The organism is Stenotrophomonas sp. SAM-B, from assembly GCF_013387485.1.
Lineage (GTDB): Bacteria > Pseudomonadota > Gammaproteobacteria > Xanthomonadales > Xanthomonadaceae > Stenotrophomonas > Stenotrophomonas maltophilia_AA.
Genome location: NZ_JABBXB010000007.1, coordinates 69,128 through 85,925, shown reverse-complemented (window position 1 = coordinate 85,925; position 16,798 = coordinate 69,128). Strand labels below are relative to the sequence as shown.

Annotated in this window: 14 protein-coding genes and 1 riboswitch; of the genes, 8 read left to right on the top strand and 6 right to left on the bottom strand. The window is 67.3% G+C overall.

Features of this window, described 5'->3' with window-relative positions:
- Positions 1-50: 50 nt before the first annotated feature.
- Complete coding sequence (gene metF, locus HH110_RS14890; protein ID WP_088433967.1) at positions 51-878, bottom strand: methylenetetrahydrofolate reductase [NAD(P)H]; 828 nt, start codon at positions 876-878, stop codon at positions 51-53.
- Positions 879-1,003: 125 nt separating this feature from the next.
- On the opposite strand from metF, the gene HH110_RS14885 reads away from it, so the two are divergent.
- From HH110_RS14885 to HH110_RS14865, 5 genes are all read left to right on the top strand, one after another.
- A complete protein-coding gene (locus HH110_RS14885) occupies positions 1,004-1,894 on the top strand; it encodes a TIGR01777 family oxidoreductase (RefSeq protein WP_176990388.1) in 891 nt (296 codons plus the stop codon).
- A gap of 121 nt (positions 1,895-2,015) precedes the next feature.
- Positions 2,016-2,936: an alpha/beta fold hydrolase gene (locus tag HH110_RS14880; RefSeq protein WP_176990387.1), complete on the top strand. Its 921-nt coding sequence runs from the start codon at positions 2,016-2,018 to the stop codon at positions 2,934-2,936.
- Positions 2,937-2,956: 20 nt separating this feature from the next.
- Positions 2,957-4,027 (top strand): sensor histidine kinase, encoded by a 1,071-nt coding sequence (locus HH110_RS14875; protein WP_176990386.1) that lies wholly within the window; start codon positions 2,957-2,959, stop codon positions 4,025-4,027.
- Positions 4,024-4,764, top strand: a complete 741-nt coding sequence (locus HH110_RS14870) for a LytTR family DNA-binding domain-containing protein (RefSeq protein WP_176990385.1) — start codon at positions 4,024-4,026, stop codon at positions 4,762-4,764. The genes HH110_RS14875 and HH110_RS14870 overlap by 4 nt, the downstream gene beginning before the upstream one ends.
- Positions 4,765-4,818: 54 nt before the next feature.
- Complete coding sequence (locus HH110_RS14865; protein ID WP_176990384.1) at positions 4,819-5,376, top strand: DUF3228 family protein; 558 nt, start codon at positions 4,819-4,821, stop codon at positions 5,374-5,376.
- A gap of 187 nt (positions 5,377-5,563) precedes the next feature.
- Here the strand turns inward: HH110_RS14865 and HH110_RS14860 are convergent, their stop codons facing one another.
- Both HH110_RS14860 and ybaK read right to left on the bottom strand, forming a co-directional pair.
- The gene (locus HH110_RS14860; protein ID WP_176990383.1) at positions 5,564-6,079 is read right to left on the bottom strand and encodes a hypothetical protein; all 516 of its coding nucleotides are present in this window, start codon (positions 6,077-6,079) and stop codon (positions 5,564-5,566) included.
- The gene (ybaK, locus tag HH110_RS14855; RefSeq protein ID WP_176990382.1) at positions 6,079-6,552 is read right to left on the bottom strand and encodes a Cys-tRNA(Pro) deacylase; all 474 of its coding nucleotides are present in this window, start codon (positions 6,550-6,552) and stop codon (positions 6,079-6,081) included. Before ybaK ends, HH110_RS14860 begins: the two co-directional genes overlap by 1 nt.
- A gap of 17 nt (positions 6,553-6,569) precedes the next feature.
- On the opposite strand from ybaK, the gene HH110_RS14850 reads away from it, so the two are divergent.
- A complete protein-coding gene (locus HH110_RS14850) occupies positions 6,570-7,472 on the top strand; it encodes a hypothetical protein (protein WP_176990381.1) in 903 nt (300 codons plus the stop codon).
- A 73-nt stretch (positions 7,473-7,545) separates the two neighbouring features.
- Here HH110_RS14850 and ahcY read toward each other — a convergent pair whose 3' ends face one another.
- Complete coding sequence (gene ahcY, locus HH110_RS14845) at positions 7,546-8,991, bottom strand: adenosylhomocysteinase (RefSeq protein ID WP_176990380.1); 1,446 nt, start codon at positions 8,989-8,991, stop codon at positions 7,546-7,548.
- Between the two features lie 35 nt (positions 8,992-9,026).
- Positions 9,027-9,116: riboswitch (S-adenosyl-L-homocysteine riboswitch) on the bottom strand.
- A 126-nt stretch (positions 9,117-9,242) separates the two neighbouring features.
- Here ahcY and HH110_RS14840 point away from each other — a divergent pair.
- Together HH110_RS14840 and ppc are read left to right on the top strand one after the other, a co-directional pair.
- The gene (locus HH110_RS14840) at positions 9,243-11,774 is read left to right on the top strand and encodes a prolyl oligopeptidase family serine peptidase (RefSeq protein ID WP_176990379.1); all 2,532 of its coding nucleotides are present in this window, start codon (positions 9,243-9,245) and stop codon (positions 11,772-11,774) included.
- Between the two features lie 249 nt (positions 11,775-12,023).
- Positions 12,024-14,735: a phosphoenolpyruvate carboxylase gene (gene ppc, locus HH110_RS14835; RefSeq protein ID WP_176990378.1), complete on the top strand. Its 2,712-nt coding sequence runs from the start codon at positions 12,024-12,026 to the stop codon at positions 14,733-14,735.
- 66 nt (positions 14,736-14,801) lie between these two features.
- Here the strand turns inward: ppc and HH110_RS14830 are convergent, their stop codons facing one another.
- Together HH110_RS14830 and metK are read right to left on the bottom strand one after the other, a co-directional pair.
- Positions 14,802-15,311 (bottom strand): acyl-CoA thioesterase, encoded by a 510-nt coding sequence (locus tag HH110_RS14830; protein WP_176990377.1) that lies wholly within the window; start codon positions 15,309-15,311, stop codon positions 14,802-14,804.
- Positions 15,312-15,546: 235 nt separating this feature from the next.
- Entirely contained in the window at positions 15,547-16,758 is a 1,212-nt protein-coding gene (metK, locus tag HH110_RS14825) for a methionine adenosyltransferase (protein ID WP_019182462.1), read from the bottom strand.
- Positions 16,759-16,798 lie beyond the last annotated feature (40 nt).

Here is a 16,798-nt window from a genome sequence, read left to right as displayed (position 1 = left end):
CGCAGCAGCGTAGCGGCGCGCGCGTTATCTGCAAGCGATGCGTCGCAGGCTCAGCTGCGCAGGAGTTTCAGCACCTGGGTGGTCGGTTTGGCCAGGTTGAGGGTGTAGAAGTGCAGGCCGGGCGCGCCGCCGGCGACCAGCCGTTCGCACAGGCTGGCCACCACCTCGGCACCGAATGCGCGCACCGATTCGGCATCGTCACCGTAGGCCTGCATGCGTTTGCCGATCCAGCGCGGAATCTCTGCGCCGCACTGCTCGGAGAAGCGCCGCAGCTGGCTGAAATTGGAGATCGGCATGATGCCCGGCACGATCGGCACGGTGACGCCCAGCTTGCGCACCGCGTCGACGAAGTGGAAGTAGGCGTCGGCGTTGAAGAAGTACTGGGTGATCGCCGCATCGGCGCCGGCGTCGATCTTGGTCTTGAAGTGCTTCAGGTCCAGCAGCGCGTCGTTGGCCTGCGGATGGGTCTCCGGATACGCGCCCACTTCGATCCGGAACGCATCGCCGTGCTCGGCACGGATGAAGCTGATCAGTTCGGAGGCATAGCGCAGGTCGCCGGGATGGCCCATGCCGGAGGGCAGGTCACCGCGCAGGGCGACGATGCGGCGGCACCCGATCGCGCGGTACAGTTTGAGCAGTTCGCGGATCTCCTCGCGGCTGCCACCGACGCAGGACAGGTGCGGAGCCGCATCGAAGCCATGGTGCTGCTTGAGGTGACGGACGGTCTCGGAGGTGTAGCTGAGCGTCGAGCCGCCGGCACCGAACGTACAGGACACATATTCCGGCGCGAACACCTTGAGCTTGGCCGCGGTCCGGTCCAGCTGGGCACGCTGCTCGTCGGTCTTGGGCGGATAGAACTCGAAGCTGATGGCGGTCATGGGCGGGGCGCGTCGGCGGGTGTGGGTGAATCATATCTCTTCATCGCGATGAATGTGAAGTGCGTGGCATGTCGTCTGCACATGGCGCCGGGTACAGTGACCGTGAACTTCAACGGAGCACGGCCATGCAGATTCTCGTCACCGGTGGCACCGGCTTCATCGGACGCCGGCTGTGCACGCGCCTGCTGGCCGACGGCCACGATCCGATCGTCCTGACCCGCCGCCCTGGCCATGACCCGCAGCCGGGCGTACGCAGCGTTGCGGCGCTGGAGGAGGTCGGCCCCGTCCAGGCCGTGGTCAATCTGGCGGGCGAACCATTGATGGACGGCCGTTGGACCGATGCGCGCAAGCAGGCGCTGCGCGAGTCCCGGATCGGCACCACACAGGCGCTGCTGGCGTGGATGGCCGCGCTGCCCGAGCGCCCCAGGGTGCTGGTGTCCGGCTCGGCGATCGGCTGGTACGGTCCGCGCGACAGCGCACCGCTGGACGAGACCGCCTCGCCCGGCCATGACTTCGCGGCGATGCTGTGCCGGCAGTGGGAAGCCGAGGCGCTCAAGGCCGAGGATCTGGGCGTGCGCACCTGCGTGCTGCGGACCGGGATCGTGCTCGAACGCGAGGGCGGCGCGCTGCTGAAGATGCTGCCACCGTTCCGCATGGGGCTCGGCGGGCCGATGGGCGATGGCCGGCAGTGGATGAGCTGGATCCATCGCGAGGACCTGGTCGGGATGATCCTGTGGCTGCTCACCCGCGAGCAGTCGCGCGGCGCCTATAACGGTACCGCGCCGGGCACGGTCACCAACCGCACCTTCGCCACCACGCTGGGCGAGGTGCTGCACCGCCCCGCGCGGCTGACCACCCCGGCGTTCGCCTTGAAGCTGGGCTTCGGGGAAATGGCCGGGTTGCTGCTGACCGGACAGAACGTACAGCCGGCGCACGCCTTGGCAGAGGGCTTTGCGTTCCAGTATCCGACGCTGCCGGAGGCGCTGCAGGCGATCATGGGCGCGCCGGAACGCTGAGGCGCGGATGTTCATCCGCCTCACTCGACCGCTCATCGCCTGTCCACGGCCGCTGCTCATCTAATTACCCCCGCCGACTCGACCCGCGCCAGTCTCCCTGCTCACCCAGCAGGAGCCTGCCATGTCGACCGTCCGCCACCGCCGTATCCACTCCCTCGCGCCGTTGGCCGCGCTTGCCCTCACCGCATGGGCCACGCTGGTCAGCCCGGCTCACGCGGCGACCGAGCGCTTTCAGGATCTGCAGGTCGAGGTGATCGGCAGCGGCCGGCCGGTGCTGATGATCCCGGGCCTGAACAGCGGTGCCGAGGTCTGGCGCGAGACCTGCGCCGCGCTGCAGCCGCAGGTGCAATGCCATCTGATCCAGCTCCCGGGCTTTGCCGGCGCGCCCGCCGTGGCCAGCGATGATTTCCTGAGCGCCATGCGTGACCGCCTGCTGGCCTACAGCGCGGACCGCAAGCTCGATCATCCGGCCGTGATCGGCCACAGCCTCGGGGGTGTGCTGGCGCTGCAGATGGCGATCGCGGCGCCACGGAAGATCGGGCCACTGGTGATCGTCGATGCCCTGCCGTACTTCGGCGCGGTCCAGAATCCGGCGGCAACGCCTGCCACGCTCACCCCGATCGCCGAGCAGATGCGGGCCGGCATGCTCGCTGCCGACGCCACGCAGTACGCGGCGCAGACCGATGCCGCGGTCGCCAACATGGCGCACGCCCCCGGGCACGTCGCGACCTTGAAGCAATGGGGACGCGACAGTGACCGCGCCACCACCGCCAACGCGATGTACTCGATGACCATGACCGACCTGCGCCAGCCGATCGCCGGCATCACCACGCCGGTGCTGGTGCTGGGCGCGTGGGCCGCCTATCAGCCGTTCGGTGCGACCGAAGCCAGCACGCGGCAGGTGTTTGCGACCCAGTACGCCGCGCTGCCCGGCGTGCGGATCGAGATGAGTCGGGCCGGCTACCATTTCCTGATGTGGGATGATCCCCGCTGGCTGCAGACGCAGATCCGGGGCTTCCTTGATCTGCCTGCAGCGCCCTGACCGGTAGCAGCGTGGAGACGATGAGCGAGAAGCGGACAGCACGCGATACCGGTTTCTGGTGGGCGAATGCGGGTCTATGGTCCGGCTACCTGGGCTGGAGCCTCGGCATGGGCATCGCTTACCTCGGCAACTGGTCCGGCGGGACGCTGATCTACGTGATGGTCGCGCTGGGTCTGTTCGCCGGCAGTGCGCTGATCCGCGCCTTGGCACTTCGTCATGCGTGGCTGCAGCGCGATCTGCTCGGGCTGACGTGGCGGATGACGCTGGCCGTGGTGATCGTCGCGGCCGCCATCCAGCTCGCTACCGCAGCTGTCCTGTTACCCGCGGTGGCCTGGGATTGGGTGAAGCTGCCGGGGCAACGCGCTCTTTACAGCCCGATCGACACGTTCAACTATTGGCTTAGAACCGCCATCGTGCTGGGCGTGTGGTGCGCGCTGTGGACCGGCCGCCGCGCGCTGCAGCGTGCGCGGCACAGCGAGATGGCGCAGCTGCGCGCCGAAGCGCAGCGGGCGACGCTGGAGCATCAGGCGCTGCGTGCGCGGCTCAATCCCCACTTCGTGTTCAATGCGCTCAACAACCTGCGTGCGCTGATCAACGAAGATCCGGCACGGGCACGTGACATGGTCACCCATCTGTCCAGCACGCTGCGCCATGCTCTGGTGCATACCGATGGCGGCTGGGTCACCTTGGCCGAGGAGTGGCGCGTGGTGCAGGACTACCTGGCGGTGGAGTCGATCCATTACGAAGACCGCCTGCGGGTGCACACCGACATCGAGCCGGCCGCGCTGTCCGCACGGCTGCCACCGATGGCGCTGCAGCTGCTGGTGGAGAACGCGATCAAGCACGGCATCGCGGTCCATCCCGGCGGTGGCGAGCTGCATCTCCGCGCGTACCTCGAGGGCGGCCGGCTGCGGGTGGAGGTGGACAATCCCGCCGCGCACGACGCCGGCAGCGAAGGGCACGGCATCGGGCTGGCCTACCTGCGCGCGCAGATAGGCATCGATGCGGTGCCATCACCCTCCGGTCGGGGCACGTTCCTGCTGGAGCGTCAGGGCGAGCGCATGCTGGCCCGGTTGGAGGTGCAGCAATGAGTGCTTCACTGCGCGTGTTGATCGTGGACGATGCGCGGCTGGCGCGCCGCGAGCTGCGCACCCTGCTGGCGGCGATCCCGTGGGTGGAGTGTGTCGGCGAGGCCGACGACGTGCCCGCGGCACGCGAGGCCATCCTGCGCGAGCAGCCCGACCTGGTCCTGCTCGATGTGCAGATGCCCTCGGGCGAAGGCTTCGACGTGCTCGACGGACTGGAGACGGTGCCGATGGTGGTGTTCGTCACGGCCTACGACCAGTACGCGGTGCGCGCCTTCGAAACCAACGCGCTCGACTACCTGGTCAAGCCGGTGGAAGCAGGCCGCCTGCAGGCGGCGCTGGAACGCGGTCGGGAGCGCCTCACGGCGCCGGCCGCCCCCGCTGCGACGGACAGTGTTCGCGATGCGCTGGGCGCCGACGATCAGGTGTTCCTGCGCGATGGCGAGCGTTGCTGGTTCGTCGCACTGGGCGAAATCCGCAAGGTCCTGGTCGATGGCAACTACGCGCGGCTGTGGTTCCGCGACCAGAACGCGGTGCTGGCGCGCAGCCTCAGTACGCTGGAAGCGCGGCTGTCGCCGGCGCTGTTCTTCCGCGCCAACCGCAACACGCTGGTCAACCTGCGTCGCGTGCGGGCGATCGAGCCGTCCCTGGGCGATGGCTACGACCTGACCCTGGATGACGGCAGCCAGGTCGAGGTGTCGCGGCGGCAGGCGCGCGAGCTGCGTGAGCGGCTCGCGCTGTAGGGCCCGCGCCGCACGCGTTACCCTGTGCGGGATTTCCATCGCCTGACCGTGCCCATGTCCATCGTCCTTACCGCGTTCGCCCGTCCCCGCCTGTTCCCGCGTGTCCCGCGCGGCAACACCATCCAGGACTGCAGCGCCGAGCAGTTCGAACAGCACCTCAATACGCATGCGCCATTCAAGGTGCTCGATGGCTACGCGCCGTTCTGCAAGCTGCATGTGTATGAGAACTGGACCTCCACGCGTTGCCTGACCGTGCCGATCACCGAGGCCAACCGCCACCAGCTGCGCAGCGGGTATGAGGCGCGCAACCGCGAGGAACTGCCGGTGCTGGTGCGCTGGTTTGAAGGCGTGGAATCGCCGCGTGCGAACTACCTGGTCGTCATCCTGTACAGCGCCGGGCAGTTGGCCAAAGAGGGCTCACCCATCGATGCGGACTGGGGCATCGTCGGCTGCATCTACACCGCCGAACCGGAAGAAGTGCCGATGGCGCCGATCACCATGATGCGCAATGCGCTGGGCGTGGAAGAGGGCGGCTCGGGTGTGCCGCTGGATCGCGAGGCGTATCAGCGCGCGGTGACATTCTGGGACCGCAACGCCAACTGGCGTCCCTAACGCACGCCTCCCCTGTAGAGCCACCCCATGGGTGGCTGCACGCGGACCGGGGCGAACGCAGCCACGCATGGCGTGGCTCTACAGGTCTATGAAGCGTCCGGCTGGATGCCCATGCGCCGGAGCATCGCGGCGAATGCGGCCACGTCCTCCGGCGGAGACGCCGGGGCGATATGCAGCGGCGATGAAATCACGCATGCGTTGGGGTTCCCTCCACGGTGGGAAGCGCCAGTTTCCACTCCCACCACGGGTAGTGGTACTCGCGGTCGGTGGCCAGCCAGTGCGTTGCACAGTCCACGCAGGCGACGGCATGCGCCTCACCCCAGCCATCCTCGGCTTCACCCACGGCATCGATGACCACATGCCCGCGCGTGGCTTCCCGACGCGGATCGAAGAACGGGTAGTGTGGGTAAAGCGCACACAGGCAGCCGGCCCGGTCCCGCCAGAAGCGCAGCCGGCGCAGCGCGAACTGCAGGTGGTGGTTGTTGGCGAACAGGGCGCCACCCAACGCGATGTGCGCGGTGGCGCGCTCGATCCGTTCGATCCACGGCACCAGCGCATCCAGTTCGGCGGGATCCCGAAGTTGGGCGATGGCGCAGGCCGCGCTGTAGATGCGGTCAGGCTCGGACGACAGCAGCGCCTGCAGGTGCTGCGCGCCAGGTCCCTCGGTGGGGGCGACTGAGTCCCGGTTGAAAGGCCAGCGCATCACCGGGCCTTGCCGATGGCGGCACAGCATCCGCCGGTGAGCTGCAGCAGATCGGCCGGTGCCAGCGCCACCTCCAGCCCACGCCTACCCGCACTGACATGCACGGTCGGCAAGGCCTGAGCGCTGGCATCAAGAAAGGTGCGGTGCTTTTTCTTCTGCCCCAGTGGGCTGATCCCCCCGACCAGGTAACCGGTCGCGCGCTGCGCCGCTTCGGCGTTGGCCATCCCGCACTTCCGGCAGCCGGCCGCTGCGGCGAGTGCCTTGAGGTCCAGGGTGCCGCTCACCGGTACGATCGCCACCAGCAGCTCGTGCGTCTCGGTGCTTGCCAGCAGCGTCTTGAACACCTGCGCCGGATCCAGCCCAAGCTGCTGCACTGCCTCGCCACCGTAGGATTCGGCGGCGGCGTCATGGTGATAGGACAGCACGCTGTGCGCGATGCCGGATCTCTTCAGCAGGTTGATGGCCGGGGTCATGGCGGCATCGTAGCGCGGTGCGGACCGGCTGCCTTGACCGAGGCTACTGCGGTCGCTGCGATAATGGCGGCGTTCCCGTCTGGAAAGATTCCATGCGCCTCTCTGGCCAATTCAACGCGCTCAGCTTCGACAGTGATGTGGCGCGCGGACCGTATCCCCCTCAGGGGTTTGTATCGATCGCGGAAGGCGCGCTCGGCAATGGCGATTGTTTCGGGCTGTATTGGCCGTTGGGGCGTGAGGGAGATGCGCCCTTCGTCTGCGAGATGTTCCATGACGAATGGCGTATGGAACTGCGCCATTCCTCGATCCAGGTGTTTTCGCGCTGGCTGGAGCTGAACGAAGGCGAGTATGGCGAGCATGAGGTCGAAGATCCCGGTTCGCCAACCGGGCAGTTGGAGCAGGCGCGCGCGCAGGTGCTGGCAGGGCAGGTCGAGCAGGCGATTGAACTGCTGCGCGCAGCCTGCACCGCGTTCCCGGAGCTTCAGCAGGGCTGGGCGCTGCTGGCAAGCCAGCACATGCGGCAGGGGCAGCGCGATGCGGCGATCGATGCGGCACGTTCGGCCATGCTTGCCAACTGGGCGTTTGGCATTCCCGAGGCCGGCGTGCTGCGCATCCTGCGCGCTGCCCCGGCCAGCACTGACCCGGTGATCGCGTTGGTGCAGCGGATGGGCTTCGCCTTTGGCGGCGCCAAGACCAATCCGGATTACGCGCTGATGCAGGCCTGCATCGATGACTGCTGGGCCGCCGGTGACGCCCTGACGGCGCTGCGACTGTCGCAGAACCGCTGCTACGTGCTTGCTGGCGAAACGGTGTCTTTCCAGGAACGGGAAGGGTTCACGCTGTCGCGCTGGCAAGCCGAATTCGCCGGGCAGTGCCAAGCCGTCCTGAACGACGACCGCAGGTGTTTCGGCCAGGACTGAAGGGCCTTCCGCCACGAAAACGGGCGCCTTTCGGCGCCCGTCTGTTTTCAACGCAACTGGACCGGCATGCCGATCAGTAGCGGTAATGCTCCGGCTTGAACGGACCATCCACCGGCACGCCGATGTAATCGGCCTGTTCCTGGCTCAGGGTGGTCAGCTTCACGCCGATCTTTTCCAGGTGCAGACGCGCGACTTCCTCGTCCAGCTTCTTCGGCAGCAGGTACACCTTCTTCTCGTAGCTGTCCTTGTTCGCCCACAGGTCGATCTGCGCGAGCGTCTGGTTGGCGAACGAGTTGGACATCACGAAGCTCGGGTGGCCGGTGGCGCAGCCCAGGTTGACCAGGCGGCCTTCGGCCAGCAGGAAGATCGCGTTGCCGTTCGGGAAGACGTACTTGTCCACCTGCGGCTTGATGTTGACGTGCTGCACGCCCGGGAAGCCGACCAGCGCATCGACCTGGATCTCGTTGTCGAAGTGGCCGATGTTGCAGACGATGGCCTGGTCCTTCATCGCGCTCAGGTGCTCGATGCGGATGATGTCCTTGTTGCCCGTGGTGGTGACGTACAGGTCGGCACGGCCCAGGGTGGATTCGATCGTGTTGACTTCGAAGCCTTCCATCGCGGCCTGCAGGGCACAGATCGGATCGATCTCGGTGACCACGACGCGCGCGCCGTAAGCACGCAGCGAAGCGGCGCAGCCCTTGCCCACGTCACCGTAGCCGCAGACCACGGCGACCTTGCCGGCGAGCATCACGTCCATCGCGCGCTTCAGGCCATCGGCCAGCGACTCGCGGCAGCCGTACAGGTTGTCGAACTTGCTCTTGGTGACCGAGTCGTTGACGTTGATCGCCGGAATCAGCAGGGTGCCGGCCTGGGCCAGCTGGTACAGGCGGTGCACGCCGGTGGTGGTCTCTTCGGAGACGCCCTTCCAGTCCTTGACCACGCGGCCCCAGTAACCCGGGCGCTCCTTGGCCACGCGCTTGAGCAGGTTCTTGATGACCTGTTCTTCGTGCGAGGCGGCCTTTTCATCGACCCAGGTGCTGCCGTTTTCGAGCTCGTAGCCCTTGTGGATCAGCAGGGTCACGTCGCCGCCATCGTCCACCACCAGTTCCGGACCGGTCAGGGTGCCGTCGGGCAGGGTGAAGGTCAGCGCGTCCAGCGTGCAGTCCCAGTATTCCTCCAGCGACTCGCCCTTCCAGGCGAACACGGGGGTACCGGACGCGGCGATCGCCGCAGCGGCGTGGTCCTGGGTCGAGAAGATGTTGCACGAGGCCCAGCGCACGTCGGCGCCGATGTCCTTCAGGGTCTCGATCAGCACCGCGGTCTGGATGGTCATGTGCAGCGAGCCGGTCACGCGCACGCCCTTCAGCGGCAGGGTGGCGGCGTGCTTGCGGCGGATCGACATCAGGCCCGGCATTTCATGCTCGGCGATGTCCAGCTCCTTGCGGCCCCAATCGGCCAGGGAGATATCGGCAATCTTGTAATCGCCTTCGGTGGAGAAGGTCTTGGCAACAGCGTTCATTCAAAGCTCCGGTGTAATGACGAGTCGGTACTCGTGTTCGCCGGGCGCCGTTGGAACCAATCCTGGCCACCGAGCCTGGCCGCCCCCGGACAAGGTCCGGAACGGTCGCAGCGCCCCTCGGTGGAGGGTCGCCCATTATATCGCGGCCCGCTGCATTGGCATGAATCGGTCCCCGCCCCCAACCATCGGCAGGGGGGCGATCGGCGCCCGGCTGTTAAGGTCGGGAGTTTGTATCAGCATAGGGACGGAACATGACACGCAACCATGGTCGACGCGCACCGCAATGGCGCCATACCTTGATCCTCGGCCTGGCCCTGCTGGCGGTGCCGCCGCTGGCGCTGGCCGCCGCCCCGACCGCCAGGACCCCTGCGCAGGCCGTGGCCGCCCAGGGCGATCAGGGCGGCTACCAGCTGCCGTCGCCGGCCCTGCAGGCCGTGGTCGATGCGCCGCGTGCCCCGACCCTGAGCCTGTCCCCGCGCCGTGACCTGGCCGCGCTGCTGCAGACCCCGCCGCTGCCGTCGATCAACGACGTCGCCCAGCCCGAGCTGAAGCTGGCCGGCCTGCGCATCAACCCGGCCACGCATTCGGCCAGCCGCTTCAGCTTCGCCGACAAGCTGTGGCTGATGAGCGTGGCCGACGGCAAGGAGCGTCAGATCACCGGACTGCCGCAGCCGTTGTCGATCGCCACCTTCGCCTGGTCGCCGGACCAGAAGTACATCGCCTTCAACCAGGTGCACGCCGCCACCGGGACCAATGAGCTGTGGATCGTCGATGTCGACGCCGGTTCGGCGCGCCGCCTGGTCGGTGATCTGAACACGGTGATGGGCGATGGCTACAGCTGGCAGCCCGACAGCCGCGGCCTGCTGGTGATGCAGCAGCTCAAGGGCCAGGGTCCGGCGCCGGCCGCCGGCGGCATTCCGACCGGCCCGGCGATCCAGCAGACCGAGGCCGACGCCGGCGTCCGCACGATCCGCACCTACCAGGACATGCTCAAGAACGAGGCAGACGCGCGCCTGTTCGATTACTACGCCAGCGCGCAGCCGGCCAAGGTCGCGCTCAACGGCGTGACCACGCCGCTGTCCACCGGTGGGGTCTACTGGGATGTCACCCTTTCCCCGGATGGCCGCTACCTGCTGAGCGAGCGCGTCGTGCGCCCGTACTCCTACCTGGTGCCGGCGAGTGCGTTCGCGCGTCGCATCGAAGTGCTGTCAGCCGTGGACGGCAAGCTCGAACACACCGTGGCCAACCTGCCGTTGAAGGAAGGCCTGCCGACCGGCAACGATGCGGTGGCCACCGGCGTGCGCCGGATCGACTGGCGCGCCGATGCGCCGGCGACCCTGGTCTGGGCCGAAGCGCAGGACGGCGGCGACCCGAACCGCGAGGCCAAGGTGCGCGATGCGGTGCTGATGCAGGCCGCCCCCTTCGACACGCCGCCGGTGACGCTGGCGCAGCTGGGCAGCCGCTATGCGGGCATCCAGTGGGGCCGTGGCGATCTGGCCCTGCTCAACGAGTCGTGGTGGAAGAACCGCGAGGTCAAGCAGTGGCGGATCGCACCGGATCAGCCGGAGAAGGCGGCCGAGCTGCTGTCGGCGCGTTCCTCGCAGGACCGCTACAACGACCCGGGCCGCCCCGGCCTGGTGCGCGACGTCAACGGTCGCTCGCGCCTGCAGGTCAGTGCCGATGGCCGCAGCATCTTCCTGTACGGGCTGGGGGCCTCGCCGGAAGGCGACCGTCCGTTCGTGGATCGCTTCGATCTGGACAGCAAGCAGACCACGCGCCTGTTCCACTCCCAGGCCCCGTCCTATGCCGCGCCGGTGGCACTGCTCGACCAGGAAGGCACCTCGCTGCTGTTGACGCGTGAATCGCCCGATGAGCCGGCCAACTTCTACGTGCAGTCGCTGGCCGATGCCACCGCGGCGCCGACGGCGTTGACCCACTTCCAGCACCCGCTGCCGCAGCTGCGTGGGGTGAGCAAGGAGCAGATCCGCTACAAGCGCAACGATGGCGTCGACCTGACCGCCACGCTGATGCTGCCGCCGGGCTACAACGCGAAGAAGGACGGTCCGCTGCCGTTGCTGATGTGGGCTTACCCGGGCGAGTTCAAGACCGCCGAAGCCGCCAGCCAGGTGACTGACTCGCCGTACCGTTTCAACGCGATCAGCTACTGGGGCCCGCAGGCGTTCCTGGCCAAGGGCTACGCGGTGCTGGTCAGCCCGTCGATGCCGATCATCGGCGAGGGCGACAAGGAACCGAACGACACCTACCTGCCGCAGCTGATCGCCAACGCCGAGGCGGCCGTGAACGAAGTGGTGCGGCGTGGCGTGACCGATCGTGAGCACATCGCGATCGGCGGCCATTCCTATGGGGCGTTCATGACCGCCAACCTGCTCGCGCACACCCGCCTGTTCAAGGCCGGCATCGCCCGCAGCGGCGCGTACAACCGCACGCTGACCCCGTTCGGCTTCCAGGCCGAAGAGCGCAACTACTGGCAGGCGCAGGACGTCTACCAGAAGATGTCGCCGTTCAACTACGCCGACAGGATCAAGGACCCGATCCTCTTCATCCACGGCGTGGACGACAACAACTCCGGCACGTTCCCGATCCAGAGCGAGCGCATGTTCGCCGCGGTGAAGGGGCTGGGCGGCACCTCGCGGCTGGTGATGCTACCGAACGAATCGCATGCCTACCGCGCGCGCGAATCGATCATGACCATGCTGGCGGAAAGCGAGCGCTGGCTGGAGCAGACCGTGGGCGAGGGCAAGCCGGTCAAGAAGAAACGCTGACCACACCCGGCCGGTCCCGCCGCGGCGGGACCGGCTACGAGCCGATGCAGATCATGATCGTGGATGCCGACCGGTTGGCATCCACGGAAAATGACGGATGGGTACCGGCCGTTGGCCGGTACCAGAAATGATCGGCACCTGCCGGCCAGCGGCCGGCACTACCAGATGTAACTATTTGCGCGACGCAGCAACGACCCCAATGTGGGGTAGGCTTGAGCGGATTCCGTTCCCGAGGCCAGTGCGTCGCAGATGAACGAGTACCGTAGCAGCATCGTTTTTGCCACTCCCGATATTCCCCTGCGTGACGATGTACGCCGACTCGGCGCACTGGTCGGCGACCTGCTCGCCGAGCAGGTCTCCACGCAGTTTTTCGATGATGTGGAACAGGTGCGCACGCGCGCCATTGCCCGCCGCGAAAGCGACGCCCCCCTGTCCGATCTCAACGATGCACTGACCGGCCTGCCGCCGGCGCGCGCCGAAGCGATGGTGCGTGCGTTCAGTACCTATTTCCAGGTGGTGAACATCGCCGAGCGCGTGCATCGCATCCGGCGCCGACGCGACTACCAGCGCGCCGGTACCGCCACGCCGCAGCCGGATGGCCTGCAGGATGCACTGGTCAATCTCAAGGCGCAGGGCGTGACCCTGGCCGAGCTTGCCGAGTGGCTGCCGCGCATCGACATCGAGCCGGTGTTCACCGCGCATCCGACCGAAGCGGTCCGCCGTGCGCTGCTGGAAAAAGAGCAGTTGATGGTGGCCAGCCTGGTCGACAACCTCGACGGCCAGCGCACGCCGGGTGAAGCCGCCGCCGATGCCGCGCGCTTCCGCATGGCGCTGACCGCCTCGTGGCAGACCACCGATTCTTCGCCGGTGCGCCCGACCGTGGAAGACGAGCGCGAACACGTCGGCTTCTATCTGGTGCAGGTGCTGTACCGGGTGATCCCGGTGCTCTACGAATCGCTGCAGCAGGCGCTGCTGGATACGTATGGCGAAGAACTGCCGCTGCCACGCCTGCTGCGCTTCGGCACGTGGGTGGGCGGCGACATGGACGGCAATCCGAACGTGGATGCCGGCACCATCCGCAACACGCTCGATGCCCAGCGCCAGGCCGTGCTCGGCCGCTACCAGAAAGACCTGCTGCAGCTGGCCAGCCTGCTCAGCCAGTCCACCGAACGGGTGGCGGTCAGCGATGAACTGCAGGCCCGCGTCGACCATTACAAGGCATTGCTGCCCAAGGTCACCTCGCGGCCGCGGCATGCCGACATGCCCTATCGCCTGCTCAACGACCGCATGCGTGCACGTGTGCAGGCGACGATGGAGGATGCGGACGGTGCGTATGCATCGCCCCAGGAACTGACCGACGACATCGAGCTGATCCTGCGCAGCCTGCACGACAACAAGGGTGACCACGCCGGCGGCTTCGCGGTGCGCCGCCTGCTGTGGCGGGTACGCACCTTCGGTTTCCACCTGGCGCGGTTGGATGTGCGCCAGGAATCCAGCGTGCATGGCCGCGCGCTGGCCAGTGTGCTGGATGGGCAGGACGCCTGGGACGCCGCCGATGCGGTTACCCGCGCGGCGCGCCTGGCCCCGTTCGCCAGTGGCGAGCAGGCACTGCCGGCGAGCAGCGAAGAGGGCGGGCAACGCCTGGATGCGGTGTTCGCGGCATTGGCCGATGCACGCCACCGGCACGGTGCCGACGCGCTGGGCAGCTACATCATCTCGATGGCGCATGACCGCAGCGATGTGCTCGCCGTGCTCGCGCTGGCGCGCCGCGGTGGCCTGGTGGATGACGCCGGCGCGGTGCCGCTCGACATCGCCCCGCTGTTTGAGACGGTGGACGATCTCAAGCGCGGCACCGATACCCTGCGTGATCTGCTCGCCGATCCGGTCTACCGCACGCACCTGGCGTCACGTGGCGATGTGCAGATGGTGATGCTCGGCTATTCGGACAGTGGCAAGGATGGTGGTATCGCGGCCTCGCGCTGGGGCCTGCAGCGCGCCCAGGTGGAACTGCTGGACGTCGCCGCCGAGAACGACATCCGGCTGACCTTCTTCCACGGCCGTGGCGGCTCGATCAGCCGCGGTGGCGGCAAGACCACGCACGCCGTGGATGCCTCGCCGCGCGGCAGCATCGATGGCCGCCTGCGCGTGACCGAACAGGGCGAAGTGATCCACCGCAAGTACGGCATCCGCGCGCTGGCGCTGCGTTCGCTGGAGCAGTCCACCGGTGCGGTGCTGCGCTCGAGCCTGCGCCCGCGCGCAGCGGAACCGCGCGAGGACCAGTGGCGCCCGGTGATGGACCTGATCGCGCAGAAGAGTGCGGAGGCGTACCGCGCCTTCGTCGGCCAGAAAGACTTCATGCAGTACTTCCGCCTGGCCACGCCGATCGACGTGATCGAGCGGATGACCTTGGGCTCACGCCCCTCGCGCCGTCTGGGCGAGGATGCCGCACTGACCAACCTGCGCGCGATTCCGTGGGTGTTCGCCTGGAGCCAGGCGCGTGCCGTGATCCCGGGTTGGTATGGGGTCGGCAGTGGCCTGCAGGCGGCGATCGACGCTGGCCACGAAGACATCCTGAAAGAGATGGCGCGCGACTGGCCGTTCTTCAGCACCTTCCTGGACGACATCGCGATGGTGCTGTCCAAGGGCGACCTGACCATCGCCGAGCAGTTCTCGCAGCTGTCTGGTGCGTTGCATGGCCGCTTCTTCCCGCAGATCCGGGGTGAACTCGACCTGACCTCGCAGTGGATCCTCGCGCTGACCGGGCAGGACGAGCTGCTCCAGCACGATCAGCGCCTGGCGCTGTCGATCCGGCTGCGCAACCCCTACATCGATCCGATCAGCGTGCTGCAGGTGGACCTGCTGCGGCGCTGGCGCGACAGCGGGGGCGAAGACGATGACGTGCTGCGTGCGCTGGTGGCCTGCGTGAATGGTGTCTCGCAGGGCGTACAGAACACCGGGTAACCCATGACCGGTAGGCCATGACCGTTGGTTATGGCACATCGCTACCGGGTAGGCCATGACCGTTGGTCATGGCACATCGCCCGGCGCAGGCGGATTGGACGCCAGCAGCTCCAGGTGGCGCTGCTCCATCTCCTCGCGCAGCTGGCGGCGGATCAACGCGGCGGCATGCCGGCGGCGTTCGTCGCTGGTGTCCGGTTGCAGCGGCGGTACCGGCGTGGGCTTGCCGTCCTCGTCCACCGCGACCATGGTGAAGAAGCAGCTGTTGGCATGGCGCACGCTGCGCTTGAGGATGTCTTCGGCCACCACCTTGACCCCGATCTCCATCGAGGAGGTGCCGGTGTAGTTCACCGAGGCCAGGAAGGTGACCAGCTCGCCGACCGCGATCGGCTGGCGGAACATCACCTGGTCCACCGAGAGGGTGACCACGTAGCTGCCGGCATAGCGGCTCGCACAGGCGTAGGCGACCTGGTCGAGCAGGCGCAGCACCGCACCGCCGTGCACCTTGCCGGAGAAATTGGCCATGTCCGGCGACATCAGCACGGTCATGGACAGCTGGTTGGATTTGAATTCGGGCATGGGCCGATTGTAGCGGCCGATCGGAGGCCCGGTAGTGCCGGCCGCTGGCCGACAGCCAGGCAGATCCTGCCGGACGTCACGAGGTTGCCGGCCAGAGGCCGGCACGACCCACAACGTGAAAGGGCCGCTTTCGCGGCCCGTCGGCTTTCTCATCATTGCCGCGCTGCGCGCGGCCAGCCGGGCATGGCCCGGCTCTACCCATAAGAAAATGGGCCGCTTGCGCGGCCCATTTGTCTTACTTCAGCTTCGCATCCGCGCGCAGGGCGGCGGCGCGATCGGTCTTCTCCCAGGAGAAGGCGGTCGCGTTGACCTGTTCGCCAGCACCGTTGGTGTAGCTGAACTCCTTGGCCTTGCGGCCGAAGTGGCCGTAGGCGGCGGTCTGCTGGTACATCGGGTGGATCAGGTCCAGCATCTGGATGATGCCGTACGGGCGCAGGTCGAAATGCTTGCGGATCAGCTTTTCGATCTTGTCATCGCTGATCTTGCCGGTGCCGAAGGTGGTGACCGAGATCGAGGTCGGCTCGGCCACGCCGATGGCGTAGGAGACCTGCACTTCGCAACGGTCGGCCAGGCCGGCGGCAACGACGTTCTTGGCGACGTAACGGGCAGCGTAGGCGGCCGAACGGTCGACCTTGGACGGATCCTTGCCCGAGAACGCACCACCACCGTGACGGGCCCAGCCGCCGTAGGTGTCGACGATGATCTTGCGGCCGGTCAGGCCACAGTCGCCCACCGGGCCGCCGATCTCGAACTTGCCGGTTGGGTTGATGTGGAACTTGGTGCCCTTGTGCAGCCACTTGGCCGGCAGCACCGGCTTGATGATCTCTTCGCGGACGGCCTCGATGAGGTCCTTCTGCTTCACGCCCGGGGCGTGCTGGGTCGACAGCACCACCGCGTCGATGGCCGAGACGGCGCCGTTTTCATAGCGCAGGGTGACCTGGCTCTTGGCGTCCGGGCGCAGCCAGGACAGCGGCGAGTTCTTCTTCTTGCGGATCTTGGCCTGCTGCTCGACCAGGCGGTGCGACAGGTGGATCGCGGCCGGCATGTAGCTGTCGGTCTCGTTGGTGGCATAGCCGAACATCAGGCCCTGGTCGCCAGCGCCCATTTCTTCGGGCTTCTTGCGGTCCACGCCCTGGGCGATGTGCGGCGACTGCTTGCCGATCAGGTTCAGCACGCCGCAGGTCGCGCCGTCGAAACCGACGTCGGAGCTGTCGTAGCCGATGTCCAGGATCACCTTGCGGGTCAAGGCTTCCAGGTCGATCCAGGCGCTGGTGGTGATTTCACCGGCGACGATCGCCACGCCAGTCTTGACCATGGTTTCGCAGGCCACGCGCGCACGCTTGTCCTGGGTCAGGATCGCGTCCAGCACCGCATCGGAGATCTGGTCGGCAATCTTGTCCGGATGGCCTTCGGAGACCGATTCGGAGGTGAACAGGTAGCTGGACATCAGGCGTAATATCCTTTGATTCGGATGGAAAGATGGGCGC